The sequence below is a fragment of the Pedobacter yulinensis genome (assembly GCF_003029735.1).
Lineage (GTDB): Bacteria > Bacteroidota > Bacteroidia > Sphingobacteriales > Sphingobacteriaceae > Pedobacter > Pedobacter yulinensis.
This window is the reverse complement of record NZ_KZ686269.1, coordinates 1,428,833-1,452,343: the sequence shown is the minus strand read 5'-3', so window position 1 is coordinate 1,452,343 and position 23,511 is coordinate 1,428,833. Positions and strand designations below refer to the sequence as shown.

Annotated in this window: 27 protein-coding genes; 14 read left to right on the top strand and 13 right to left on the bottom strand. The window is 52.3% G+C overall.

The genetic code is table 11. The features are described from left to right. The first annotated feature begins 207 nt into the window (after positions 1–207). On the top strand, positions 208–969 hold the full coding sequence (locus C7T94_RS13815) for a DUF72 domain-containing protein (protein WP_107215870.1): 762 nt from the start codon (positions 208–210) through the stop codon (positions 967–969). 16 nt (positions 970–985) lie between these two features. Here the strand turns inward: C7T94_RS13815 and C7T94_RS13810 are convergent, their stop codons facing one another. Genes C7T94_RS13810 through C7T94_RS13795 form a run of 4 tightly spaced genes read right to left on the bottom strand, consistent with a single transcriptional unit; the run spans position 986 to position 4,973 of the window. Continuing rightward, positions 986–2,056 (bottom strand): dipeptidase, encoded by a 1,071-nt coding sequence (locus tag C7T94_RS13810; RefSeq protein WP_107215869.1) that lies wholly within the window; start codon positions 2,054–2,056, stop codon positions 986–988. A 7-nt stretch (positions 2,057–2,063) separates the two neighbouring features. Next, a complete protein-coding gene (locus tag C7T94_RS13805) occupies positions 2,064–3,176 on the bottom strand; it encodes a D-TA family PLP-dependent enzyme (protein WP_107215868.1) in 1,113 nt (370 codons plus the stop codon). Beyond that, positions 3,173–3,646: a RidA family protein gene (locus C7T94_RS13800; RefSeq protein ID WP_107215867.1), complete on the bottom strand. Its 474-nt coding sequence runs from the start codon at positions 3,644–3,646 to the stop codon at positions 3,173–3,175. Before C7T94_RS13800 ends, C7T94_RS13805 begins: the two co-directional genes overlap by 4 nt. Before the next feature lie 13 nt (positions 3,647–3,659). Then, positions 3,660–4,973, bottom strand: a complete 1,314-nt coding sequence (locus C7T94_RS13795) for a gluconate:H+ symporter (RefSeq protein ID WP_107215866.1) — start codon at positions 4,971–4,973, stop codon at positions 3,660–3,662. 366 nt (positions 4,974–5,339) lie between these two features. Between C7T94_RS13795 and C7T94_RS13785 the strand changes: the two genes are divergently transcribed. Beyond that, positions 5,340–6,020, top strand: a complete 681-nt coding sequence (locus C7T94_RS13785; RefSeq protein ID WP_107215864.1) for a GNAT family N-acetyltransferase — start codon at positions 5,340–5,342, stop codon at positions 6,018–6,020. Here C7T94_RS13785 and C7T94_RS13780 read toward each other — a convergent pair whose 3' ends face one another. After that, on the bottom strand, positions 6,021–6,830 hold the full coding sequence (locus C7T94_RS13780) for a helix-turn-helix domain-containing protein (protein ID WP_107215863.1): 810 nt from the start codon (positions 6,828–6,830) through the stop codon (positions 6,021–6,023). It lies immediately after the preceding gene. An 89-nt stretch (positions 6,831–6,919) separates the two neighbouring features. Here C7T94_RS13780 and def point away from each other — a divergent pair, with 89 nt between their 5' ends. Both def and C7T94_RS13770 read left to right on the top strand, forming a co-directional pair. After that, positions 6,920–7,468: a peptide deformylase gene (gene def / locus C7T94_RS13775; protein ID WP_107215862.1), complete on the top strand. Its 549-nt coding sequence runs from the start codon at positions 6,920–6,922 to the stop codon at positions 7,466–7,468. A gap of 257 nt (positions 7,469–7,725) precedes the next feature. Continuing rightward, positions 7,726–8,571, top strand: coding sequence for a sugar phosphate isomerase/epimerase family protein (locus C7T94_RS13770; RefSeq protein WP_107215861.1), 846 nt, complete (start codon positions 7,726–7,728; stop codon positions 8,569–8,571). Between the two features lie 58 nt (positions 8,572–8,629). Here C7T94_RS13770 and C7T94_RS13765 read toward each other — a convergent pair whose 3' ends face one another. Then, positions 8,630–9,514 (bottom strand): NmrA family NAD(P)-binding protein, encoded by an 885-nt coding sequence (locus C7T94_RS13765; RefSeq protein WP_107216131.1) that lies wholly within the window; start codon positions 9,512–9,514, stop codon positions 8,630–8,632. Positions 9,515–9,596: 82 nt separating this feature from the next. Here C7T94_RS13765 and C7T94_RS13760 point away from each other — a divergent pair, with 82 nt between their 5' ends. The 9 genes from C7T94_RS13760 to C7T94_RS13725 all read left to right on the top strand — a co-directional run bounded on the left by C7T94_RS13760 (position 9,597) and on the right by C7T94_RS13725 (position 15,764). Further along, on the top strand, positions 9,597–9,956 hold the full coding sequence (locus C7T94_RS13760) for a winged helix-turn-helix transcriptional regulator (protein WP_107215860.1): 360 nt from the start codon (positions 9,597–9,599) through the stop codon (positions 9,954–9,956). 208 nt (positions 9,957–10,164) lie between these two features. Continuing rightward, a complete protein-coding gene (locus C7T94_RS13755; RefSeq protein WP_107215859.1) occupies positions 10,165–10,953 on the top strand; it encodes a mechanosensitive ion channel family protein in 789 nt (262 codons plus the stop codon). Between the two features lie 12 nt (positions 10,954–10,965). Further along, entirely contained in the window at positions 10,966–11,205 is a 240-nt protein-coding gene (locus C7T94_RS13750) for a hypothetical protein (RefSeq protein WP_107215858.1), read from the top strand. 219 nt (positions 11,206–11,424) lie between these two features. Next, positions 11,425–11,634 (top strand): hypothetical protein, encoded by a 210-nt coding sequence (locus C7T94_RS19400; protein ID WP_162618691.1) that lies wholly within the window; start codon positions 11,425–11,427, stop codon positions 11,632–11,634. Between the two features lies 1 nt (position 11,635). Further along, on the top strand, positions 11,636–11,917 hold the full coding sequence (locus C7T94_RS13740) for a hypothetical protein (protein WP_107215856.1): 282 nt from the start codon (positions 11,636–11,638) through the stop codon (positions 11,915–11,917). 54 nt (positions 11,918–11,971) lie between these two features. Beyond that, complete coding sequence (locus tag C7T94_RS19540; protein ID WP_204353281.1) at positions 11,972–12,148, top strand: DUF6496 domain-containing protein; 177 nt, start codon at positions 11,972–11,974, stop codon at positions 12,146–12,148. 1 nt (position 12,149) lies between these two features. Next, positions 12,150–12,416, top strand: a complete 267-nt coding sequence (locus C7T94_RS13735; RefSeq protein ID WP_107215855.1) for a hypothetical protein — start codon at positions 12,150–12,152, stop codon at positions 12,414–12,416. A gap of 226 nt (positions 12,417–12,642) precedes the next feature. Beyond that, positions 12,643–15,090, top strand: coding sequence for a glycoside hydrolase family 95 protein (locus C7T94_RS13730; RefSeq protein WP_107215854.1), 2,448 nt, complete (start codon positions 12,643–12,645; stop codon positions 15,088–15,090). 119 nt (positions 15,091–15,209) lie between these two features. Then, entirely contained in the window at positions 15,210–15,764 is a 555-nt protein-coding gene (locus C7T94_RS13725; RefSeq protein WP_107215853.1) for a GNAT family N-acetyltransferase, read from the top strand. Positions 15,765–16,005: 241 nt separating this feature from the next. On the opposite strand, the gene C7T94_RS13720 is transcribed toward C7T94_RS13725, so the two are convergent. Continuing rightward, positions 16,006–16,251 carry a hypothetical protein gene (locus C7T94_RS13720; RefSeq protein WP_107215852.1) on the bottom strand — a complete coding sequence of 82 codons (246 nt, stop codon included), beginning with the start codon at positions 16,249–16,251 and terminating at the stop codon, positions 16,006–16,008. A gap of 320 nt (positions 16,252–16,571) precedes the next feature. Between C7T94_RS13720 and C7T94_RS13715 the strand changes: the two genes are divergently transcribed. Continuing rightward, positions 16,572–17,324: a LiaF transmembrane domain-containing protein gene (locus C7T94_RS13715; protein WP_162618690.1), complete on the top strand. Its 753-nt coding sequence runs from the start codon at positions 16,572–16,574 to the stop codon at positions 17,322–17,324. A 111-nt stretch (positions 17,325–17,435) separates the two neighbouring features. On the opposite strand, the gene C7T94_RS13710 is transcribed toward C7T94_RS13715, so the two are convergent. The 6 genes from C7T94_RS13710 to C7T94_RS13685 all read right to left on the bottom strand — a co-directional run bounded on the left by C7T94_RS13710 (position 17,436) and on the right by C7T94_RS13685 (position 23,510). Continuing rightward, a complete protein-coding gene (locus C7T94_RS13710) occupies positions 17,436–18,530 on the bottom strand; it encodes a hypothetical protein (protein ID WP_107215850.1) in 1,095 nt (364 codons plus the stop codon). Between the two features lie 209 nt (positions 18,531–18,739). Beyond that, positions 18,740–19,993, bottom strand: a complete 1,254-nt coding sequence (locus tag C7T94_RS13705; RefSeq protein ID WP_107215849.1) for an exo-beta-N-acetylmuramidase NamZ family protein — start codon at positions 19,991–19,993, stop codon at positions 18,740–18,742. A 163-nt stretch (positions 19,994–20,156) separates the two neighbouring features. Next, positions 20,157–21,026, bottom strand: a complete 870-nt coding sequence (locus C7T94_RS13700) for an alpha/beta hydrolase (protein ID WP_107215848.1) — start codon at positions 21,024–21,026, stop codon at positions 20,157–20,159. A gap of 133 nt (positions 21,027–21,159) precedes the next feature. Continuing rightward, complete coding sequence (locus C7T94_RS13695) at positions 21,160–21,510, bottom strand: hypothetical protein (RefSeq protein ID WP_107215847.1); 351 nt, start codon at positions 21,508–21,510, stop codon at positions 21,160–21,162. A gap of 396 nt (positions 21,511–21,906) precedes the next feature. Next, on the bottom strand, positions 21,907–22,452 hold the full coding sequence (locus C7T94_RS13690) for a GNAT family N-acetyltransferase (protein WP_107215846.1): 546 nt from the start codon (positions 22,450–22,452) through the stop codon (positions 21,907–21,909). A 122-nt stretch (positions 22,453–22,574) separates the two neighbouring features. Continuing rightward, positions 22,575–23,510 carry an NAD(P)-dependent oxidoreductase gene (locus tag C7T94_RS13685; protein ID WP_239495017.1) on the bottom strand — a complete coding sequence of 312 codons (936 nt, stop codon included), beginning with the start codon at positions 23,508–23,510 and terminating at the stop codon, positions 22,575–22,577. Position 23,511 lies beyond the last annotated feature (1 nt).

Sequence of the window (23,511 nt, the reverse complement as noted above, 5' to 3'; positions counted from 1 at the left end):
GACGCTGCCGGCCGCAGCTGCACACGCCTTTAGGCTGTGCAATTGCTTTTGTTTCCCGGGGCACCCTGCAAAACAAACCCGCTGCAAGACCTGTTGCTTAACAGGCGGCCAGGCGGCCGAGGCCATGCATGACATACCATAACTGCTTGAACTGGCCGGTGCCATGCCGGAAAGCAGGACTGCCCGGGGCGGCCAAACACACAACTTATGCTTACACACAGATCGGGATACTATACCGGAACCAGCGGACTGCTGCTTCCGGTACGCAATAAATCATTTTATCCGCCAGAATTTCAGGAACGGAGCAGGCTGACCTATTACGGCCACCTCTTTAACAGCCTGGAAGTGAACAGCTGTTTCTACAAAGTACCCCGCGCCCAAACCCTGCAAAAGTGGGCCGGAGAAGTGCCAGAACACTTTCGTTTTACCTTTAAGCTGTGGAAAGGCCTGACGCACAACAAAGGGCTGGAGTTTGACGAAGCTGACCTTGTGACTTTTATGCAGGCCATCAATGCTGTAGGTGACAAAAAAGGTTGCCTGCTTGTGCAGTTTCCCGGCAGTTTCAGGCCTGCCTGGATGCACCGGCTCGACCACCTGTTGCAGCTCATCCGGCAGAATGATCCGGCGGGCGAATGGCACACGACCATTGAGTTCAGGCACGCCGACTGGTACCGGCCGGCCACCTACGAACTGCTCGAAAAACATCAAATGGGCCTGGTGCTTCATGATAAATTGAAACAGGGTATCTTGCTGGGCTCGCTTCAGCCGGGAAATGCGGTGTATCTGCGTTTTCATGGCCCGGGCGGGGACTACCGCGGCACCTATCCGGATGACGAATTATACGAATATGCCAGTTACATCAATGACTGGCTTGACGAGGGACGGACGGTCTATACCTATTTCAACAATACCATAGGCAGTGCGATCGACAACCTGCAAACCTTAAGAAAAGCTGTATCGGGCGGTTAGAGCTGTTGGCCGGATGTCAAGCCCATGCTGCTCTGAGGAACCGGAGCCAGTTGCCATGCATGATCTGTGAAATATCTTCCGCTGAAAAACCCCGGCGGCTAAGCAAATCAGGTATTTTTTGCAGATCGGCTATGGTTTCAAGATCGTAAGGGCACTGTTCGTTGCCAAAAGCGCCGTCCAGGTCAGATCCGATTCCCACGTGCCGGACATTGCCGGTTAACTGGCAAATGTGGTCCAGGTGGTCAATGGCTGCCTCCAGGCCGCAGTTCATGCCTCGCGGGGTCGACTTGCCGCGCTCCCAGCCCGGAACGATCATCCAGGCATCGAGCGCCATGCCGATCACCGCGCCGCGCTCTGCCAGTGCCAGCAGCTGTTCATCGCTGAATTGCCTGTTGTGATTGACCAGACTGCGGCAGTTGTTGTGACTGGCCCATATTGGTCCTGAGAAATGTTCGAGCGCCTGCCAGAAAGCGTCATCGCAGAGATGGGTCGCATCGAGAATGATATTCAGGCTTTCCATTTCCCGCAGCAGGGCCAGGCCCTCGTTTCCCATTCTTCCTGAAGCATCGGTCCCGTTGGCATACCTGCCGGGGCCGTAATGTGCCGGCCCGACAGCCCGCAGGCCGCCTGCATGTGCCGCGCGCAGGTAATCTGGGGTGATGACGGAGTCTGCACCTTCCAGGCTCAGGATATAACCGACCGGCGCCGTTTGCTGGCCGTCTGCTCTTTTCCATCTGGACAGGTGCTGTTCCAGGCCGGCCAGGTCAGTGATCTGCACGAGTTCGTCTTTGTCTTCCATGGCACGGTACCAGGCCAGCTGTCCCTGCGTTTGTGCCCAGGCTTGTTCAGGCGAATGCCAGCCAGGCAACGGATTGTCTGGCGCCACAAAACGCGCAATCTGCGTAGCCACGACAAGTCCGATACCACCTTTTCTCAGTTCGGGCAGCGATACCACCGCCCTGCCGCGGTCGGGTCTGTCCTGTAGTCCGGCCTCGCGGGCATTGATGGCCGCAACCGGCAAAGTAAGGTCGCGGTTCCATTCCATGGCGTTCATGGCGAGATCCAGGTGGGCATCTATTGTAAACATAGGCTGTTTAAATTGTTATTGTTCGTTTGCGTGCCGTGGCGGCCCAGCTGCCGGCGCGTTTACCGTTCTTTATGATGGTGGCTTCTTCATGCAGCGCCACCGTAGGACAAATGTGCCAGGGCAGGGCGTATATCAGCTCGCCGGGTGCATACTGATCCGTTTCGTCTGTTTCAATCATCAGGTGTTCCTCGCTCTGTCCTGCAATGCGGAAGGATGGGTTGAACGGAAAACGCAGGCGCATTTCAAGTTCCATTTCGGCCGCGACAGCCTTATGGCCTATATCCAGGCACAACCGTCCCGGCGCCGGCAACGAAACTACCCGGCCCAGGAGCCAGGCTGCCGGCTGAAAGGGCTGTTCAGGGTATTGTTCGGCGTAGCCGGCATCCCAGTAAATGAATGTTCCGGGGCTACAGGTTACGCGCTCGTCTTGGAGGTGGTAGGGGAAGGTCGGTGTTCCCCCAGCCACGAGCGCTATCGGTCGCGCGATCTCTTCCTCAAGTTCGCTCAGCAGCCTGAACACGGGGTCGAAAGCTTCGGTCCATGCCAGGCGCCGCGCTTCCTGGTTGGCCTGGTGAATGTGGCCGTCGTACGCATGTAAACCAAGCAGTTTCAGGTGAACGGCCTGTTCGGCCTGCCATGCCAGTGCAGGGGCGGCTGCTGCAGGCAGGCCGGTCCTGTGCATGCCAACATCAATATCTATAAACAGGTTAAAGACGGTTCCCTCCCGGGCTGCAGTGGTTTCAAGCTGTTCAAGTACCAGCGGATGATCGACCAGACAGGCAATCGAACTTCCAGGAAATTGCCGGCACAGCCTGGCAAAACGTGCCATGTTTTTGCCTACCGGCTGATAGGCCAGCAGAACCTCCCGGGCGCCCGACAGCGCGAGCATCTCTGCCTCAGCGATCGTGGCACACTTGAATCGGTCAATACCGGCATTGCGCATCAACTGTACCGCTTCTGAAGATTTGCAGGTCTTCACATGCGGCATCAGGCGATGTGTTCCGCCAGCCATTTCTGTCAGCAACCGAACATTGTTCTCGGCAATTGCTGCAAAAATGACCAGGGCCGGTGTCGGCAGCTGGTCTGCCTCAGCGACCAGGAGTTCTTCGGGGATACTCATGGCTCCAGCTCGAACAGCGCTTCGACCTCTACGGGGATGTTGTCAGGCAGGGAGCCCATGCCCACAGCGCTTCTAACCCCAATGCCATTTTCCTGGCCCCAAACAGTGGCAAACAGCTCGCTGCAACCATTAATGATGAAGGGATGTTTCTCAAAATCTGCGGTACAGTTGACCATTCCGAGTACTTTGATGACGCGTTTTACCTTGCTCAGGCTGCCAAAGTTGGTACGAATGGTCGAAAGAATGGTCAGACCAACCTGTTTTGCGGCCTCCTTTCCCTCTTCTGCACTCATGTCTTCGCCAATGCGGCCTATGATCAGGCTCTTGTCGTCCCGAACGGGGCCGTGACCGGAAACGTAAAGGTACTTGCCATCGACAAGGAAGGGTTTATAGACGCCGAGGGGGCTGGGTGCAGGCGGGAGGGACAGTCCGGTTTCTTCGAAACGCTGATCAGGATTTAATGTGCTCATATAGATGTATTTATCAGATAATAAGGTTAAGCAGCAGCACACCTGCCAGACCGGCAACAGCCACGATAGATTCCATGACCGACCAGGACATAAAGGTGTCGCGCATGCTGAGATTGAAATATTCTTTGAAAAGCCAGAACCCGGAATCGTTTACATGTGAGCAGGCGAGGCTGCCCGCGCCGATGGACAGCACCATGAGGTTCGGATCGGCCTGGCCAGACTGGATCAGCGGCAGGATGATGCCTGCAGCCGTAAGCCCGGCAACTGTGGCTGAACCTACGCAAATGCGAATAATGGCAGCAATGAGCCAGCCCAAAACAAGGGGTTCCATGTTCAGGCCCTGTAAGGCGGCCCCGATCTCTGCGTTTACGCCAGACTCGGTGAAAACCTGCTTCAGTGCGCCAGAACCGGCAATGATCAGGATGACCGGCATGACGTCTTTCACCGCGCCCACACTTCGTTCAATGATCTGGGAAAGGCTGTTTCCGCGGAGCAGCCCCAGCGAACAAAAAGCGTAAAACAGGGAGACCATCATCACGACCGATGGGCTGCTGATGAAAGCCAGTATTTTAAGGCCTTTTTCGCCCACTGCAAATACCATGGGAAACAGCGTGGTTGCAATGAGCAGGAAGACCGGAAGCAGCGCTGAAAAAAAGCTGTTGAAGGCGCCCGGAAGTTCCTGGTCGGGCCGGTCGGCGGCAACAAAAGCAGCGAGCGGCTGGGAGGGAATTTTCAACAGGCTGCGTGAAAAGATTGGCCCTGCTATGATTATGGCGGGAATGGCAATGGCGAAACCGTAGAGCAGGGTCATCCCCATATCTGCACCAAACTGGACCACCAGGGCCGAGGGCGAAGGGTGCGGGGGCAAAAAGCCATGGGTAACGGATAAGGCTGCCAACATAGGGATGCCTACCCCGACAGCAGAAAGGCGGTATTTGTAAACGACTGAAAAGATCAGGGGGACCATCAGTACAAATCCAACACCATAAAATAGCGGGATGCCGATGATAAATCCCACCACCATCATGGCCCAGTGGATATTTTTAGGCCCGGTCATGCCCATCAGCACGCTGGCGATCTTCTGCGCCGCGCCGCTGTCTGCAACCAGTTTGCCGAACATGGCCCCGAAAGAGATCAGGATAAGCAGCGATGACAACATATCGCCTATTCCTTTTTCTACGGCGCCAGTGATCCGGTCGAAAGGCATGCCCAGCAGAATGGCAGCGAGGATTGCAATAACCAGGAAAGCGATAAACGGATGAATTTTGACGTAGCTGATCAGCAACACCAGCGCCAGGAGGCACAGGAAAATTAACAGGAATGTCATCACTGCTAATTTAAACTAATTTCCCGGATTGCAAAAAACGCAGAGGCGACAGGTGTTTGCCGGCAGAAAATCTTCTTTTGCCGGCACCTGCTCACGGCAAAGCATTACTTTGCTGAACTTGTATAGATGAAAATGAAAACATCGCAACACCCGTTTCTATACAGGCAACAGTCAAAAGCCATTGCTGTCGCAGCACCTGCATTCCGGATTTTCCCGAAATGGCAGTACCTGGCCGGCAGGATCGCAAAGTTCTTCGGTTTATAACAGCATGCCGGTTCGCTGCCTGCATCTTTTATATTCGCGGTTTGGCAGGCCTCTTGAAGCCCCGAAGCCAGTCTTTTTGCTGCAAAAAAGTATCTTGCGGCCATGGATGAAACATTGCTGGACAACCCGGCATGGTGGGCACTGAATGGCCCGCAGGCTGAATTTGCCAGAGGCGACCCAGATGCAGTACGTTACGCTGACGGGGTGCTGACTTTCGCAGCGTTGCGGGAGCCCACGGCAGCATGCATGGACCAGCTGGCCGGTCAGGTCATACCGGGCGAACAGGTTTACCTGATCGGCGACATACCGCCGCTCAGTTCCCGCTGGACCCTTGTTCAGTCGCTGGACTGTGCCCAAATGCTGGCCGGTCCGGCTGGGTTCTGCAGGCCTGACAGCCAAGGTGCTGTACTCGAACCAGGAGACGAGGCAGCGCTTTACGACCTGGTCAACCTGGTGCAGCCGGGCTACTTTGAAAGGAACACCCATTTACTCGGGCGTTATTATGGCATCCGCGCAGAAGGCCGGTTTGCTGCGGTGGCTGGTGAACGCATGAGGCTGCCCGGGTTTAGTGAGCTGAGCGCAATCGTAACCCGACCCGGCTATACAGGGCGTGGTTTTGCAAAATCATTGATCTCTGAATTGTGTTCCTGGCACAGAAGCCAGGGCGTGCAGTCCTGTCTGCATGTAGCCCTAACGAACCAGCGTGCTGTCGGGATATACGAAGCCATGGGGTTTGTGGCACGCCGAACGATCACGTTTCAAAAGCTGGCACGTAACCGCTGATTACCGGCGGGCCAGCAGTGCTTTGGGTGCAGTCCCGGTAAACTTTTTAAATTCGCGGATCATGTGGCTTTGGTCACAATAGCCATTCATGGCTGCAGCAGCTGTCATGCCGGCTGCCTGCCCCTGAGCCAGACATTGGTAGGTTCTAAGAAAACGTTGCAGGGAAAGGTATTCTTTAGGGGCCATGCCGGTGATCCGCGCAAAATCACGTTCCAGTTTTTTGTAGCCTGTTGCATGCCGGCGTTGCAGATCGGCCAGCCTGAGCGGCTTGCCGGGTGTGGCGTCTAAAGCCTGGATGACCTGGTTGATGGATGGCGGCAACGCCGCTTCTTTGACCGGAAGGGCCTCAAGGAAATCCTCTGTCCGCTTAACATGCTGTAATGCCGGCAGCGCTTGCCCGGGATGGAAGAGTCCGATTACGTCGGTTGGCAGCACGGCGTGTTGTCTCAAGTAGGCTGGCTGCAGGCCGGTGGCGGCAAAAAAAGATGCCGGCTGAAAGCGAAATACGATCAGGAAGTCGCCTGGTTGTTCAAGCTGTAAAGAAAGATTCTCAAAATATGAACTGCCGATCCAGCCGCCTTGCAGAACGACCGTTTTGTTCGCCCTTTGCAGTACAAGACGGCTTTGAGCGTTGGCCGTCAGCACCAGGGTAGGGCAGCCATCGCTGAAGAAAGCAGAATGTGCCGGTATCAAACTTGCCGGGACGATCAGGATTTCGCCAACAAGCTGTCCCAAAGCGGCACGCGGTGCCAGGCGCGCAATGGCAGTCTGACGGTCGGTTTGCAGGTATTTGAAAAGGCTCAGCGGCATGTTACAAAGGTACACTTTCCCCCAGCAATGTGCCAGTCTAAAATGTCCAATACAAATCCTTCCTTGCTGCCGATTTTTGCAATAAAAACATGATTTTACCCATTGTACCTTACGGCGATACCTGGTTGCGCCAGGTGTCGCGGCCGGTTCCCATGCATTGGCAGGGGCTTAAAAACCTGCTCGAAAACATGTGGCACACGCTCGATCATGCCCAGGGCGCAGGGTTGGCAGCTATACAGGTTGGAACAGACCTGCAGGTCTTCCTCGCAGATACGGGCGAAGCCGCAGACGAACCGGTCAGAAAAGCATTTATTAATCCAGAGATCACCTGGTATTCATCCGAACAGCTCCTTGAAGAAGAAGGCTGCCTGAGCATTCCCGGATTGCAGGCTGCTGTTCCCCGCGCTATATCGGTTCGCATGACGTATTTTGATGAGGACTTTCATGCGGTTGAGGCCGTCTTCAGTGGTCCTCTGGCCCGGATCGTCCAACACGAATATGACCACACCCGCGGCCGGCTTTACCTCGATTACCTGAGTCCGCTAAGACGGCAGTTGCTGCGAACCGGCCTGGAACGCATCAGGAAAGGAAAGGCCAGTTGTCCATATCCTCTGCGCCAGGCAGATCACCGGAAATAGGGCAGGCACCGCATCCGGCGGCAGCCGTCAAATAAAAGCGCGCATAAACCGTGATCATTTAAGCCGGAACGGTGCACTTTTTTTCAGAAAGCAACCGTCGAACTAAAAAGATTTAGCAGTCTGCGAAACGAAATTTGGGTTTGAAAATAGCGTTTTTGCTTAAAACGCATCTTGAGAATGTTACAGTTCCGCCAGTCGCAAGGGCCGTGAAAGCACCTGTAATTGCTGTAGATTTACCTGTCATTAACGATTGCACTATGAAAAAAATACTTTTCGGTCTGGCGCTATTAGGTGTTCTGGCTGGCGGATGTAAAAGCAGACAAGCCGGTCAGCAGGCTGGCGCTTATCCTGAAGAGAAACTGGGCTGGAAGCTCGGTTCCCAGGCCTATACTTTTAACCGGTTTGATTTCTTCCAAGCCGTGGCCAAAATAGACAGCTGCAAGCTGCGGTATGTGGAAGCTTTTCCGGGACAACGCCTTGGCGGTGGAATGGAGGGGCGAATGGACTTCCGCATGAAGCCGGAGGTTCGTGAACAGGTGCTGACCAAACTGAAAGCCGCAGGGGTTACCCTCTACGGCTTCGGTGTGGTTACGCCGGGCTCGGAAAAGGACTGGAAGCAGCTCTTCGAGTTTGCAAAGGCAATGGGCATCCGTACCATTACATCTGAGCCTAAGGTTGCCGACCTGGATATGATTGCCAGTTTGTGCGAAACCTATAAGATCAATGTGGCCTTGCACAATCACCCCAAACCTTCTATTTACTGGAACGTAGATTTCGCATTGGAATCGATTGCGGGTAAAAGCAAGTATCTTGGCCTGTGCGCTGACATTGGCCACTGGGTGCGGTCGGGTCTGGACCCGGTGGCCTGCCTGAAAAAAGCGCGGGGACATGTGTTGCACATGCACTTTAAGGATCTGAACGAGCGCAGTGCAAAAGCGCACGATGTGCACTGGGGTTCAGGCGCCTCAGACATTCCTGCTGTACTGGCCGAATTGAAAGCGCAGCGTTTCAAAGGCATGATATCTGCCGAGTACGAATATAACTGGCGAAATAATGCCCCTGATGTGGCCGCGAGTGTGGCATTTTTCAGGTCGGCGCTGTAAAAAAAGAAGGCCACAGCTTGTAAGCTGTGGCCTTCTTTTTTGCGTTATACACTGCTTTCTATGCGTTATACGCTGCGGCAAATTCTGTGGCAAAATCTTCCAGCTTGTGTGAGCCGCTGGGTTTTGCATCCTGTTTCCGGTAATCCTGCAGCAAGATGCCCGAGCCGAGCGCCCGGTTCATTTCGGCATATTTACCGGCTATTTCGTCCGGAAGTCCGGCTGAGCGCATGCCCTGAAGCGCATCTTCGTCGCTGAACTGTATCCATTGCAGGTCAGGCTTGCCGATAGCGGCGCCCAGAACCTTGGCCACCTCCAGCGCGGTGCGTTCGTCGCTGCTGATGTAGGCAATTTCCTTGCCCTGTCCGGGTTGTTCAAGCAGATCGGCTGCAGCTGCTGCGATGTCGGCCGGGTGCACAAGGACCAGCGCGGTGTTGGCCGCATAATTGGTGCCCAGGAAACCGGCATGTTTGATCATGTCGATGTTTGCAAGAAAGTTGGTATAAAAAAATCCGGCACGCAGGAAGGTGATGTCAAGATCTTTCAGGCCACCCAGGATCTGTTCGACCTGGTGAATGCCGGCAATGGGGCCGGTACCGGAGGGCAGATCAGCACCGATGCTGCTCAGGAATACGATCCGTTTCACCCCTGAGGCCTGCAGTGCCTGCGCGTAACTGTCGCCCGCTTCCCTGAAATAAGACACATAATCAGATTGCGAAAAATCTGGAGGCACCATGGCGTAAACCGCATCTGCACCTTTAAAAACGCTTTCCAGGAAGTTATTGTCTGCAATTGAACCGATGGCCGCACTCGCGCCGGTCTGCTCAATGCCTTCTTTTTTTGCAGGGTTGCTGCTTACGACTGTTAGTTGATGGCCCCTGCCGAGCAGGATACGGGCCAGTGGTTTGCTGATGTTTCCGGTAGAACCGGTAATGACGATTTTCATATCTTTTTGGAGTTGTTTTTTTGTAGCAGCAAAGGTATTTTTGTACTTACTTTTTAACAAGTACTTACCCCAAAGTAGGCATATGGCAGCGATCAAAGAAAGTTCCACACAGCAGGCAAATAAGCAGTTAACAGAACTGTTGTGCCCGGTCAGTTATGTAATGAACAAAATTGGCGGGCATTGGAAACCAATTATCCTGTATCAGCTAATGAGCGGGAAAAAGCGTTACAGCGAGCTGAAACGGGCGATACCCTCCGTGACCGAGAAGATGCTGATCCAGCATCTGAAGCAGCTCCAGGAGGACAAGCTCGTGATCAGAACTACGGAGCAAGTTATGCCACCGGTGGTAACTTATGAGTTAAGCGAGTCGGGTGCGCGCCTAACCCCCGTGCTGACCGCTATGGCGCAATGGGCGCGGCAGGAGCACGGAAGGTCTGCCTGACAGGTCCTGGTATTTAAGTCGATACTTGCGCAACCACTGGTGAACCCGGCCGGTGAAAGCACATTTTAGCCAGGCAGTAGGTGGGCCAACATGAATCTTCAATATGGCCTGGCTACCGGTAGCGCAAAAAAGTATTTGTTGATCAGCCACTTCCATGCAGCAGGCGGGAGCGCATAAACAAATTTCCGGGATGCTTGTTCAGTGAAACATGGATGTAAATAAGATCATGAACCAGGCTACAGCATGGCTGATTGCCGTTGGTCCCAGGTTCCTTTTTGGCCTTGTTGTACTGTTTGCAGGGTTATGGTTTATTAAAATATTATCACGCTGGCTGAACAGCAGCATCGACAAAAGAAGGATTGATCCTTCACTCAAACCCTTTCTGATCAGCCTGAGCATTACGGTACTCCGGGTGCTGCTGGTGTTTGGCGTCATGCAAATTATTGGCATCGAAATGACTGTTTTCGCTGCCGTGCTTGGTGCACTGGGTGTCGCGGCCGGTCTGGCCTTATCCGGTACGCTGCAGAACTTTGCAAGCGGCGTGATTATCCTGTTTTTGAAGCCCTTTTCGGTTGGCGACAACATCGTAGCCCAGGGGCAGGAAGGAACGGTCACGGCCATCAAGATCTTTTACACGATTGTCACCACTTTTGACAACCGGGTGGTGGTATTCCCCAACAGTAAACTGTCTAACGAAGTGATCGTTAACATTAGCAGGGAAGGCCGTCGCCGGCATGATATTGAGATCAAATTCAACAATGCGATCGAATTTGGAGCGGTAAAACGGGTGATGGAGGAAACTGCCAGGCAGTCGGCGGACATCCTGGACCCGGATCAGACACGTATTGGTATATCTGCCCTTGAACCGGACGGGTATAAGGTGATGTTTAACGTCTGGTTTAATGCCCACGGTTTTGTTGACAGCAAACTGCGTTTTCAGCAGCAGTTGCTGGAAAACCTTCGAAATTCAGGACTCAAACTCCCGGGTCTGGCTTAAAATACATGAGATATGAAAAAAGTAAAACCGATTAAGGATGATACCGGCGCGCAGCATGTGGATGCGGCAGCACAGAACGTTCACAATTTTGTTAGTGAAGAAACCGACGAGCAATCGCTGGAAGACATCAACGGACGGCACCGAAATGAGATTGCCGGGGCAGACGCCGATTACAAACCTGATCTTGCCCGGGATGGCAGCCCCTTCAGCGATGAGGAGCTCGGACCTGATTCTCCGATGGGGAAAAAATGAAATAAAAGGTAAACTATTTACCTTAAAGTTGGTAACTTTGTGAAAGTTACCAACTTTGCAGGGCTCGAAGTATATCCGGAAGGCGACGGGTAATTGCGTCTTAATTGCGCCGGTGCTGAAAATCAAAGCTTTAAGCCGGCAAATTCAATTTTTACAAAACTTTTTGCCCGCGCAAACCTTCCTAAGATACCGGACATCCGGCTGTTAAACCTAAAACCTATGAAAAAATCAATTTTAGCCCTATGCGTTCTTGGAACGCTGGCATTTGGCGCATGTAACTCTGACAAAAGCGGCACTGGCGGCGACACAGCCACAACCGATACAATGGGTGCTGATCATACCATGACCGATACTGGTACGATGGACACCGTGAAACGAGACAGTATGGACAACCGCCGCGTTGATACTGCGGCTAAAATGCAACCGTAATATGAGCACTTCAAAACAAACGCATAACCATGACGAAATTAAACGCTGGGTCGAATCGCATGATGGCGTCCCGGCAATTATTAAGGGAACCGGCAACGGCAAGGGCGACGGCGTATTGAGGATCCACTTCCCCGGTCACAGTGATGATGACGACAAGTTCTCAAAAGTAAGCTGGGCGGATTTTTTCGAAGAATTTGATAAAAATAAGCTCGATTTCCTGTACCAGGAAAAGAAACAGGATGGAGAACCCAGCACCTTTCACAAATTTGTTGAACGTAAATAAGGCGGTACCGGTATCTGATCTGATGCCGAAAACTTAACCATAATTGCAAAGACAATGGCTAAATATTCTGAAAAAGCGGGCAAAAAGGTCGAAGAGACCATGCACGAGATGAAAGAAGGAAAATTGAAAAGCGGCAGCGGCAAGAAAGTGACCTCTAAAAAGCAGGCGGTCGCAATTGGTTTGTCTGAAGCACGTAAAGAAGGTGCGAAGGTGCCGAAAAAGAAAAGTTAAAATGGAAGAAAACAAAAAAGACCAGGAGAAACAGGATAACCTGACTGACCTGAACGAACAAATGAAAGGCAGTGATGCGGATTACGACCACCAGCTGGCTGAAAACGCACTCAACGGAAATCCCGACCTCACTAACGACAAGGACAGTTCTGAAGACAAGGATTACTTTGCACACCTGGCCGACCAGGTCGATAATAATCCCGGGCGGGACCAGGACGACGCTGCCGAGACTGAGGCGCGCGAAGACGAAAATGAAGACCGGAATTAATCCGGTTTTTTTTTGACCGCAAAAATTTATGGGAGCTAGATCTGCCGGTTTCGGCTTTGATTATAAACTGACTGCCAGCAGCCCGGAAAATTTAGTAAACCTGTTCATTGGGCAAAGCCTTCATGTGCTGGGCAGACAATTCCGCTGAATAAATTGCCAAACCCGGTAAACGAACTGGTGCAGGCATTTGGTTATTTGAGTCTGCCTTAAACTCAAACGAAACCCCATGAATGTAAGAACCGCGCTTATTCTGTGCCTGGCATACCTGATTAACCAGGTAAATGCTCTTGCACAAACTGATCAGCTCTTGAAATTTAAAGCTCCGGCAAAACATTTTACCGAATCATCGCCGGTAGGAAACGGCCGGCTAGGCGCCATGGACTTTGGCGGTGTAAATAAAGGCAGGATTGTCTTGAACGAAATATCCATGTGGTCTGGTGGTGTTGAAGATCCAAACCGTCCCGGGGCTTATAAATACCTGCCTCAGATCCAGCAGCTCCTGGCAGCCGGGCGCAACCGCGAAGCGCAGGATATGCTGCAGCAACAGTTTACGAGTGCAGGGAAAGGCTCAGGTCAGGGCAACGGGGCAAATGAAAAATATGGCAGTTACCAGGTTTTCGCAGACCTGCTGATTGACTGGAAGGACACTACAGGTAACCTGGAATCATACAGCCGCAGCCTTGATCTGAAGACCGCCATGGCCACAACAACATGGACCCGTTCAGGCGTAAAATATACACAGGAAGTGATGACGAGTGCGCCTGACCAAGTGGTCGCCGTACGCATTCAGGCGAGTAAGCCGGGATTGCTTAATCTGAGCATAGGTCTAAGCCGGGCAGCGAACGCGACAATAGCCGCCGGCGGCAACGCGCTGTCAGTTGACGGTCAACTGCCGGCCGGCGACGGCGACCAGGGGATACGTTTTTCAGGCAGGGTAAGGATTTTGCCGGTTGGCGGCCAGATGAAGGCAGCGGGAAACCGACAGGTGATAACCGGTGCAACGGGTGTCGTTATTCTCATTACAATGGCAACCGATCTCAACTGGCCTCAGGTAGCCCTTCGCGGAGCTGATCCGGCTGTTACGACAGACAGACAGGTTAACGCTGCTGCAGGCAAAAGCTGGGAACGCCTGGTAGCCGCCCAGCGTGCTGACCACCAATCTTACTACAACCGGTGCAGCCTGCAGTTTACGGGCGTACAGCACAACGATATTGGCCAGCTCTCGACCAGTGAACGGCTGGAACGGTATGCTATGGGGAAACCGGACGTTACGCTACCAGCGCTCTATTTTAATTTCGGCCGGTATCTGCTGATCTCCAGTTCAAGGCCTGGAGGACTGCCGGCCAACCTGCAAGGCTTATGGGCCGATTCTTACCAGACACCCTGGAATGGCGATTATCATCTGAACATCAACCTGCAGATGAATTATTGGCCGGCAGAGGCAACCAATCTCGGGGCGCTGCACCAACCACTCATCACCTTCACAAAACAACTGGTAGAGCCCGGCAGGCAAACCGCCAGAGCTTATTACAACAGCAGTGGTTGGGTGGCACATATGATGAGCAACCCCTGGAAGTTTACAGCTCCGGGCGAGCACGCGAGTTGGGGATCTACCCTCTCTGGCGGCGCCTGGTTGTGTGAACATCTGTGGCAGCATTACCTGTATAACCCGAACCAAAAAACGTTGGCCGATATTTACCCGGTGCTAAAGGGAGCAGCGCGGTTTTATGCCGACATCCTGATCACCGATCCTAAAACCGGCTGGCTGGTTACCGCACCTTCCAATTCTCCTGAAAATGCGTATCGCACCGAAGAGGGATTCAGCGGACAGACAACGATGGGCCCGACAATGGATATGCAGATTGGCCGCGAATTGCTGGGCAATACCATCGCGGCAGCAAATGCGCTGAAGACCGACCGGGCATTTGCAGACAGCCTGCAACGTATTCTGGGCAAACTTGCGCCGAACCAGATCAGCAAAAAAACCGGCGGCATACAGGAATGGCTTCGCGATTACGACGAGGCTGAGCCGCAACACCGCCATGTTTCGCACCTGTATGGCCTGCATCCTTTCGACGAAATCACGCCGCAGGCAACGCCTGTACTGGCAGCAGCCGCACGCAACACATTGCTGCGCCGCGGCGATGGCGGTACGGGATGGTCCAGGGCCTGGAAAATCAATTTTTGGGCGCGCCTGGGCGACGGCGACCATGCGCTGCAGGTTTTTCGCGCTCTGCTGGCTCCGGCGGCATCCGGAAGCGGCATATCGATGCGGCACGGTGCCGGTACGTATGCAAACCTGTTTTGCGCACATCCGCCATTCCAGATCGACGGCAATTTTGGCGGTACGGCTGCAATTGCAGAAATGCTATTGCAGAGCCACGGAAAGGACAATGTCATCAGGCTGCTGCCGGCACTTCCCCGTGCCGCTGAATGGGCAGCAGGAACCGTACGCGGCATGCGCGCGGCGGGTGGGTTTGAATTGAATTTCAACTGGCGGTCCAGCAGAATCGAGAGCGCTACCCTGATCTCGCTGGCCGGGACCACCTGCCGTCTTGAAATGCCGGAAGGTAAACAGCTCTACGGTCCGAATGGCAAGCCGGTAGCGGTGAACAGGTCAGGCAATATTGTGTCTTTCCAAACGCTGAAAGGCGCCAGGTATCAATTGCGCTAAGTGATACAACGTCGTGTTTTGCCGGGCATCGGCCTGCGGCTTTTGGCATCACGCTTATTTTCCTTAGCTTCGTTTGTGCAGCTTGCCTGAGCCGGAGTCCGGCAAGTTGCGGTACTTCTATGACTGGACCGCACAACTTTCAGAACGATACCGGGTTGCCAGACAGGTCGAACACCGGCCGGCTGCTGTTAAGCCGGCCCATTGCAAACGATCTTGACGATTTTTTTGCGATTTTTGGCGATCCGAAGACCAATCTTTTCAACCCGCTTGGGCCAATTGAAGATAAAACTGTCGCGGCGGCACGTTTAACTCAATTGATAGAACATTGGTATGAGCATGGATTCGGTACCTGGACTGTCCGTGCAGGCAAGGGGGGAGAGGTGCTCGGTTTCGGCGGACTTACCCTCAGGTCTTATGGCGGCGAACAGAAGCTAAACCTGGGTTACCGGTTTCACTTTAACAGCTGGGGCAAGGGGTATGCCACCGAACTGGCCATTTTCTCTTTGCAATACGCCAGGTTCGTGCTTCGCAAGCCATCGGTATGGGCAGTCGTAAGACCGGGAAACCGTTCCTCCATCCGTGTGCTTGAGAAAGCAGGCATGATCTGGGCAGGCCACCACGATGACGTTCCCGGCGAAGCTCCCAGTTTATTGTACAGAAGTTTGTTTTTGTAACTAAAAGTTTGTTTTTTTAACTTAAAGTTGGTAACTTTCATAAAGTTACCAACTTTGCAGGACTCGAAGTGTGTGCCTTGCATGGCCCGTTTTTCGTTGCGCCGGGTTTAGGCTATAACCCGTTAGTCAGTCTACAAGTCCAGCCTGTATTCGCGGACGGTTAGCCAATATCAGTTTCATTTATTGCACATGATGCAGATGGCATTCTAACCAAAACCGGCAATTATAAATGTTGATCTGGCTAGCTGTCCCCCCCGGAGAGGTGGGCGTCTATGAGTTTTCCGAATTGCGCCACCTCGTTTTCGCGGTTGTCCTGAAGACTGGACCAGGTGCTTTCGCCACCAGCAAATGCTGACCGCACAATAAGTAATGGCTGGCGTTTATCAGGAAAATGAATTTTGTAAATCAATTCATTGTTAATCAAGTAGGTATCAATAACGTGGACCTTGCCTTCGTAAACGACCGAAAACTTTTCCTGTTTTGCCATCAATCGATTTTTGTTTAACTTTTTGCAAAGATAGAATAAACAGATATATGTTGCGCGTTTTGCCTTATTTTTTGTGTCAAACGCTTATTCTTTTTCAGAATAAAATACGAAAAAAATATGAGTTCAGATTACCCCTCCGGTTCTTTCGCCGCTTTAGATTTTCCGCCATCGCCGGGAAGAGCCGGGCACCCGTCTGCCGGTGAAAAATCTCCGGGTTATTTACCGGAAAAAATCCACAGTTGACCGGATGAAAGCTGCAGCTCGGGATGACTTTATTTCCTGGCAGAGTTGATCAGCTACATTTGAATAAAAAAACGAATATGGACACGTCAATTAAATATACGAACACCGGTAAAGCAGTTGCCGGAGTCATCCTGGTCGGAATCGGCCTGGCCTTTCTGATGCGGGATATGAACTTTATGCCACACTGGGTGTACAGCTGGTCCAGCCTCGTCTTTGTGGTCGGGCTTTTTGCCGGGTACAAATCAGGTTTCCGTTACGGTGGCTGGATCGTCCCCGTTGGCATCGGACTCATCTTTACGGCCAGCAATGCATTGGATCACGATTACGACCTGTCTAAAAATCTGGTTCCCCTTATCCTGATCTTCCTGGGCCTTTACAGCATCTTTAAACCGGCAAATTATCGCCCCTATGGCAAAAAGGCGGCATCGCGCCGGTACAGAAAGGCATACGAAGAAGCGCCACAGCATGCAGCCGGATATGAGGGCCTGGTCGACGCCAGCTATATATTTACCAGCACCCACCAGCATGTTTACGATAAGCACCTTAAAGGTGGAAGCGTGGCGGCTATATTTGGCGGCGGCAAATTGGACCTGAGCAATGCCGACCTGGACTCAGTAGCCACCCTGAATCTGACAGCTATTTTCGGCGGAATCAAAATATACGTTCCGGCACACTGGCAAATAAAGACCGAGGTGAGTTGCCTGCTCGGCGGGGTAGACGACAAACGTAAAGCCGCACCCGAGCAGGCTGATCCTGCTAAGGTTCTGATCATTAGCGGCATTGCGTTCTGCGGGGGAATTGAGATCCTGTCGCCGAAAACGATGGTTTAGTGTTCCCTAAACTGCAGTACGCATCCTGAACAAACGAAAATGCCCGGATATTGCCGGGCATTCTAATTTAAGCGGGAGGTAAAATAAAAGCTGAATGGTCAAACCGCTAAACTACAGCCGCACCTGCAAACCTGCAGTGTAACCAATGTAAAGAGCCTGCAGGTTGCCAGGTTCACTGCCATTCCAGGTATGCTGCCTGTGCCTGAAGAGATCCCGGCCTTCGGCCGTATTGGTGTTGAGGTAGTTAAATGTCGGCCCGGCGAAAACAACCATGGGGCCGAAAGACCAGGATGGAAGGACCTTCAGCGAAGACTTCATGTAATCGCCGCTGCGGAAATCTTCTAGCGTTTGCGCCGTTGCCTCCAGGTCCAGCCTGAAGCTTTTTGCGTTCAGAACATGCGCACCAAAGCCGCCTTCAAAAGCATAGACCTCTTCTCGGTTTTTCAGGTTGTAGCCCAGCGCAACAATCCCGTAAAGAACCCTTCCGCCCGATTTAAAGTTGAGCATCAGGGAAGCTGTTTCGTCAATCGAAACGCCGAGTGATTTCTCACCGTTGCGCACCAGATTGATCAGGCCGACCGGGTAGTCGCTTTGTTCGGCAATGTTCATAAAGGCAGAGAACTGAATCCCTTTTACTTTTCGCGCCACATTGAGGAAACCGCTGATCTGCGTTCCCTCCACATCGCCGGCCGCTACGTTGGTGAGACCGGCAAGTTGCAGGCCCTTTACGCTGCCTGCAATGTTGCTGAGTCCGGCCAGCTGTGTACCCGTTGTTTCTCTTGCTTTGTTGAGTACGCCGGCAAACTGAAAGCCATCCAGCCGGCCGGAAAAATTTGCCAGACTGGCAACAGATAATCCCTTCAGATCTTTAGAGGTATTGAGTAAGCCGGCAAACTGGATGCCCGAGGCGTTGCCACCAGTGTGGTTGGATAAACCAGCCACACGAACGCCACTGGCCTCTTTCAATACAACCTGGCTCAGGCCGGCAAAGCTCGGGCCGCGTTCAACACCAGAAACACCCACGAGGGCATGAAGTGAAAAAATGTTGGTGTCGCGCGCCGAGCCACTTCCGCCCGTGCTGACCGGGTAAACAAAACCAACATTTACTTTACCCTTTGACTGTGGCCGGGCTACCAGAGCGCTGCAGAGCAACGCAACCAGACAGACAGTAAAAGCTCCTGATACCCGATTTAATTTTCTTTTCATTTCGTGCTGTTTGTAAATGATACACGATGAAAGAAAGGTACCCTTAGTGTTAATGAAAGTTTTTATTTATCTACATGATAATCAATTGGATAATCTAAGTATCCCGATGCTTTATCAAAAATACCTGTTGCAATGAACAGTCTGCAGGCCAAAAAAAAATCCCTGCAATAAATTTTTGCAGGGATTGTCTGAATAGAAGTTTTCTGATACTAGTCCGCATACAGCGTGTACTGCTTGCGCATTTTTTTGTAATTGCTAAGACCTGGTTCCCATGTTTTCCTGATTGCCTCTTCGCTCATTCCCTGTGCGAGCTGGTTAACGAAAACATCATTTCCGATTAGTTTTTCGATCTTTCCCATGGCTTTACTTTGCGAAGAATCGAAAAATTTACTTTTATCGGGATAAGCGTTATATAACTCAATCATCCATTGCAGGTTAATCTTTTTACTGGCGTGCAGCTTTTTAGGATCCACTTTCCGCAGGTCGAGACCATAACAGACCGCATCTTTGTGCAGCGGGCTTTCAGACATGCCGGTTATACTGACCGGCGTGAAGTTAAAATCATACTTACCCTTCAGGGCAGGTGCGCCAAGAACGGTAAAAGGCATATAGGTACCGCGGCCCTGGCTAATGATCGTTCCTTCGAACAGGCAGAGCGAAGGGTAAAGAATCACAGAAGCCTGCGTGTTCAGATTGGGTGAAGGTTTTACGGGCATTTCATAGTACATGCTGTGATCGTAGTTCTTTACTTTGATTACCCTGATCTTACATTTCAGTTTGTTCGGCAGCCAGCCTTCACCATTTACCATCTGCGCAAATTCTCCTATGGTCATTCCGTGTGTGGCAGGAATCGGGAACTTGCCAATGCCAGACTTAAAGCGCATGTCGAGGATCGGACCGTCTACGTAAGCATTCGGATTGGGGCGGTCAAGAATAATTAATTCCTTGTTGTTCTCTGCACAGGCCTCCATCACGTCTGCCAGCGTGTTGATGTTTGTATAGAAGCGGCAGCCCACATCGGCGATGTCGAAAACCATAACGTCCAGGCCGGCCATGTCTGCTTTTGATGGTTTCCGTTTTGCGCCATAAAGTGAAATGATCGGAATGCCTGTTTCCTTGTCGATCTCGTCTTTTACCACGGCCCCGTTGCTGGCATTAGCCCGAAAGCCGTGCTCGGGTCCGAAGATGGCTTTTATATCAACCCCGAGGCTCCGCAGGCTGTCTACGCTTAGTTTTTTACCAATAATGGATGTTTGATTTACCAGCATGCCCACACGTTTCCCTTTCAACAAGGGGAGGTAGGATGACACCTGGTCGGCGCCGGTAACAATTCCCGAAGCAGCGGCCGGCGCTTGCGCCTTCGTAATTTGCGTCTGATTTGCAGCAGGCTTTGAATCGGCACAGGCAAGTCTCGACAACAAAAATGCGCCCAGTACAACAGATGAACGGATAAAAATCGTCATGGTTTTTCTAAATTTTAATTTGAATAAGCAGGTTTTTCAATGCTTATGGCCTGTTAAAATAAGAAAAAACCATGACTTGCAAATAAAAAACTCATAATCACTCAAAAAAACGCACAAACCCGCATAGCATGGGTGCGCCAAGCTAGCAGACAGCAATGTTCGGCTATGCCAGGGCGATGATGTCAATTATTCGTTTCAGGACGCCAGCATGGTTCAATATTTTATGGTGCCCGCAACCGCTTACCATATGGGCCTCGATATGCGGACTAACCTGCAAAAGTTCCTGTTGGTAGCGCCCTGGTGCAATAGGGTCTTCCGGATCGTAAAACAGGTGGTGCTGAACGTTAGCCGGGAGCCGGTCGTTCTCCGGCAGGTCAAAAGCCGTAGCCGGGAGGCCGAAACGGGCTTCAAATTCCTTGAGAAACAATTGCTGCACAGGTGGGGGAATACCCGCACTCTCCAGCGTGGCAACAAAGTTAGCTTTGAGCCTGACCATCGGCGCCAGGCTGACCAGGGCCCGGGGTAGGGCCGGAAGCTCCGGCACAGCCAAAACAGCGGCCATAGCGCCGAGTGAATGGCCGATCACAGCATGCAGGGACCTCGGAGCGCCTTTTTGCTGCAGGGCTACTTCTCGGAACGACTGTTTGAAGAGCAGGAGGTTGGATAGTTCGCCCTCTGCCAATCCATTTCCCGGCGCATCAAATGCGAGGATACGCACCTCCGGCAGGGTTCGCAACAGGCCGATCAGTTCGCTGAAATCGCTGGCCTTTGAGCCCCAGCCATGCGACAGCAAAATGGTTTTCGGGCCCGAGCCCCATTGATATACCGGGAAACGAAGATCGCGCCTGGCAAAATGCGGATCGGGTACCGATAGCCAGGTTGTTAAGGCTTCTTCAAGCAGTTGCTGCTGCGCCGGCCTCACCGGCATTTTAGGCGGGTAACAAATCAGCTGCCAGACCAGCGGCAGCAACTCTTTGGGCCTGCGGGTGGTGCTCATCCCGATCTCTGTCATCAGCGCTTTGAGTCTTTTCATGTGGGCAAAATACAAAATTGCATGGCAATGGCCTTGTACGCCCTGGCCGGGCGCAGGTTATCGATGGGGCAAAACCGCATTGAGGCTCAACGAGCCAGTACACAGGGCTGCTGACGTTGAAGTCGCGGCCCGGTTACAACAGTTTTTCCAAGGCATTGGCCCTTGGTGTCCGTTCGGGCCGGTAGCCGATCAGCGCCAGGTTAATTTCATCCTGTTTGTTCGGATTGATCAGGTGCGATCGGTAGCCGCTCCCATCTGCCAGGCAAAAACCAATCACAACACGTTCATTTGGCAGGTGAATGTCTGGAAGTGCGCCGAGTATATGAAACAGGCTGCGGTGCAGTTCGTCTATATCTTCATTGCGGGGAACGATGAAAATAATCTCCTCACGGCCCTGTTCGAAATCAGAGGTGATGCGCCATGGTTTTTCGGCAAAATAGGTTCTCAGATTCAGAAGAAGCTGCTGTTTGTACGGATGCATCATGAATGGTTTGTTGGCACTGCGAAGATATTATACCGCCGAGACTTTTAAAACGCCATTTAAAAATATATCTGCCGGCTGCCGGCAAAAAAAAATCCTCGCTATTTTTCAATAACGAGGACAATCATCCCTATTGTTACTGAGGCCTCATCCAGGCCGTCAGTACCGAGCAGATTGCAATTAAGTTGCCAAACTTTGGGTGTTGCCAAACTGCACGTTATCTTGTTGTGTGTCAGTATAATAAGAATGCACAAAAAAAATAAACATCAGTTGGGGAAAAAATGGGGGAATGGATTTATTTCCCCATAGTTGGGGAAATACGCGGAAAATGATGCCCGTTCGATCGATTTTCAGAGGTCGCCTGAAAGACCAGGTACTTGGTAATTTTGCATCAAAGGGCTACTGTTGCCATTGCTTGCGTGTAATTTGATAGATGAAGTTCAGTTTCGGAGCCTCGCCATAATAAGCTACGTGTTTCTCGCCGATCTTTCGTGCGCCGACGCGGCCAATTGCGATCTGGGACCGCAGGTTCTCCGCACCGATGTGAAAATGCACTTCAGCAACCGTGTCGAAAATGTGGTCGAGTAAAAGCCGCTTTGCCGCGGGGTTATGCCCCTGGCCCCAGAATTTCCGGGCAATAAAAGTATACCCGATACAGATGCTGTTGTTTTCGGGGTCAAAATCGTAAAGCCTGGTACTCCCGGCAATTTCACCGCTCAGCTGATCCATGATCAGGTACGCGCCGCCCGATTCCAGTGCGCCCTGAAAAAAAATTTGAAACACTTCTTTTTTGTACCGGTCGCGGTTGGGATGTTGTTCCCAGATTAGCGGGTCGGCGGCCACCTGGTAAAGCGGTTCAAAATCTTCCTGACTTAGCGGTTGAAGGCGTACCAATTTGTCGTAAAGAGGTACCCGGAGTTTTGCAGGAAGTGGAGATGCAGGCATGGGGTTTTGCGAATCAGATCACAGTTGTCAAATTTAAGCATTCAAACCGGCCTGGCGTATGTGATTGAAAAAATGCTGAGCGGGCAGGCGTTATGGCAGTCCGTCCCGCTCAGCGGTACCTGTCAGAGACTTTCGATAACGGCAGACAAATCGGCCGCATGGTATCCTTTTTCAAGGCTTTTCTGAAGCAGGCGCTCCATCGGAAGCAGCAGGATGGGGTCAATATTCAATTCGCGGGCAGTGGCGACCAAGTTCTCATATCCCGCTGCCTGCATGGCCAGATTAGATGTTACGCCAGATTGATAATCTGCCGAATCGATCTGTGTAGCCAGCAGGTCCAGTGATGGCGTCATGGCCGCTATCCACGCCTTCGCCAGCGGCAAAAAAGCAGTGGCCTGGATGGCGCTTCTGCGCAGCAAGGCGGCCGCGTGAATGAAGCCGCCCATCATGCCATACATGGTGCTCAGCAATGAAATATCGTACAGGGCGGCATTTCCCGCATCGGCACCCATAAAGCGGGCTTTGCCGAAATGCATCAGGAATGGCTCGGAAGCTTTGAATGCGGCTTCATCGCCGCTATATAAGACGAAGGCATGTTCGGTGCCGATCATGGGTGGAATGGCCATGATACCACCGTCCAGATACTGGCTGTTTTGTTGCTGTACCCACCCGGCAAGTTGCCGCGCCTGCCCGGGCGTGCCGTTCGTCAGATTTATGACCATTTTATGCTGCAGCAATGCCCTATGTGGTTTAAGTATGCTGTGAACCGCCTCATTGTTCACCAGGCAGAGCAACACCACATCTGCAGCGTCAAGCGTCTCGGCGAGCGAGGGTAAGGCTGTCGCACCGGCATTGCGCAGCTCATCTGCTTTTGCTGCGGTCCGGTTCCAGACCATCAGCTGCTCACCCGTTTTTAACAAGGTCAGTGCCAGCGCGGTTCCCATGGCTCCAAGCCCAAGAACCGCAATTCTCTGTTGTCTCATCGGTTTAGAAGTGTTTAAATTGATGGCAAGTTCGGTACTCTTTGTCGCAGCGTCAATTAGGGAAAACCGATTCAAT

Bases quoted from the DNA above. Each gene is read 5' to 3' on its own strand.
- C7T94_RS13695 (WP_107215847.1), bottom strand. From the start codon at position 21,510: ATGATGCATCCGTACAAACAGCAGCTTCTTCTGAATCTGAGAACCTAT.
- C7T94_RS13750 (WP_107215858.1), top strand. From the start codon at position 10,966: ATGAAAAAAGTAAAACCGATTAAGGATGATACCGGCGCGCAGCATGTG.
- def (WP_107215862.1), top strand. From the start codon at position 6,920: ATGATTTTACCCATTGTACCTTACGGCGATACCTGGTTGCGCCAGGTG.
- C7T94_RS19540 (WP_204353281.1), top strand. From the start codon at position 11,972: ATGGCTAAATATTCTGAAAAAGCGGGCAAAAAGGTCGAAGAGACCATG.
- C7T94_RS13815 (WP_107215870.1), top strand. From the start codon at position 208: ATGCTTACACACAGATCGGGATACTATACCGGAACCAGCGGACTGCTG.
- C7T94_RS13740 (WP_107215856.1), top strand. From the start codon at position 11,636: ATGAGCACTTCAAAACAAACGCATAACCATGACGAAATTAAACGCTGG.
- C7T94_RS13765 (WP_107216131.1), bottom strand. From the start codon at position 9,514: ATGAAAATCGTCATTACCGGTTCTACCGGAAACATCAGCAAACCACTG.
- C7T94_RS13770 (WP_107215861.1), top strand. From the start codon at position 7,726: ATGAAAAAAATACTTTTCGGTCTGGCGCTATTAGGTGTTCTGGCTGGC.
- C7T94_RS13760 (WP_107215860.1), top strand. From the start codon at position 9,597: ATGGCAGCGATCAAAGAAAGTTCCACACAGCAGGCAAATAAGCAGTTA.
- C7T94_RS13795 (WP_107215866.1), bottom strand. From the start codon at position 4,973: ATGACATTCCTGTTAATTTTCCTGTGCCTCCTGGCGCTGGTGTTGCTG.
- C7T94_RS13690 (WP_107215846.1), bottom strand. From the start codon at position 22,452: ATGCCTGCATCTCCACTTCCTGCAAAACTCCGGGTACCTCTTTACGAC.
- C7T94_RS13720 (WP_107215852.1), bottom strand. From the start codon at position 16,251: ATGGCAAAACAGGAAAAGTTTTCGGTCGTTTACGAAGGCAAGGTCCAC.
- C7T94_RS13780 (WP_107215863.1), bottom strand. From the start codon at position 6,830: ATGCCGCTGAGCCTTTTCAAATACCTGCAAACCGACCGTCAGACTGCC.
- C7T94_RS13710 (WP_107215850.1), bottom strand. From the start codon at position 18,530: ATGAAAAGAAAATTAAATCGGGTATCAGGAGCTTTTACTGTCTGTCTG.
- C7T94_RS13730 (WP_107215854.1), top strand. From the start codon at position 12,643: ATGAATGTAAGAACCGCGCTTATTCTGTGCCTGGCATACCTGATTAAC.
- C7T94_RS13755 (WP_107215859.1), top strand. From the start codon at position 10,165: ATGGATGTAAATAAGATCATGAACCAGGCTACAGCATGGCTGATTGCC.
- C7T94_RS13810 (WP_107215869.1), bottom strand. From the start codon at position 2,056: ATGTTTACAATAGATGCCCACCTGGATCTCGCCATGAACGCCATGGAA.
- C7T94_RS19400 (WP_162618691.1), top strand. From the start codon at position 11,425: ATGAAAAAATCAATTTTAGCCCTATGCGTTCTTGGAACGCTGGCATTT.
- C7T94_RS13785 (WP_107215864.1), top strand. From the start codon at position 5,340: ATGGATGAAACATTGCTGGACAACCCGGCATGGTGGGCACTGAATGGC.
- C7T94_RS13735 (WP_107215855.1), top strand. From the start codon at position 12,150: ATGGAAGAAAACAAAAAAGACCAGGAGAAACAGGATAACCTGACTGAC.
- C7T94_RS13805 (WP_107215868.1), bottom strand. From the start codon at position 3,176: ATGAGTATCCCCGAAGAACTCCTGGTCGCTGAGGCAGACCAGCTGCCG.
- C7T94_RS13715 (WP_162618690.1), top strand. From the start codon at position 16,572: ATGGACACGTCAATTAAATATACGAACACCGGTAAAGCAGTTGCCGGA.
- C7T94_RS13700 (WP_107215848.1), bottom strand. From the start codon at position 21,026: ATGAAAAGACTCAAAGCGCTGATGACAGAGATCGGGATGAGCACCACC.
- C7T94_RS13705 (WP_107215849.1), bottom strand. From the start codon at position 19,993: ATGACGATTTTTATCCGTTCATCTGTTGTACTGGGCGCATTTTTGTTG.
- C7T94_RS13725 (WP_107215853.1), top strand. From the start codon at position 15,210: ATGACTGGACCGCACAACTTTCAGAACGATACCGGGTTGCCAGACAGG.
- C7T94_RS13800 (WP_107215867.1), bottom strand. From the start codon at position 3,646: ATGAGCACATTAAATCCTGATCAGCGTTTCGAAGAAACCGGACTGTCC.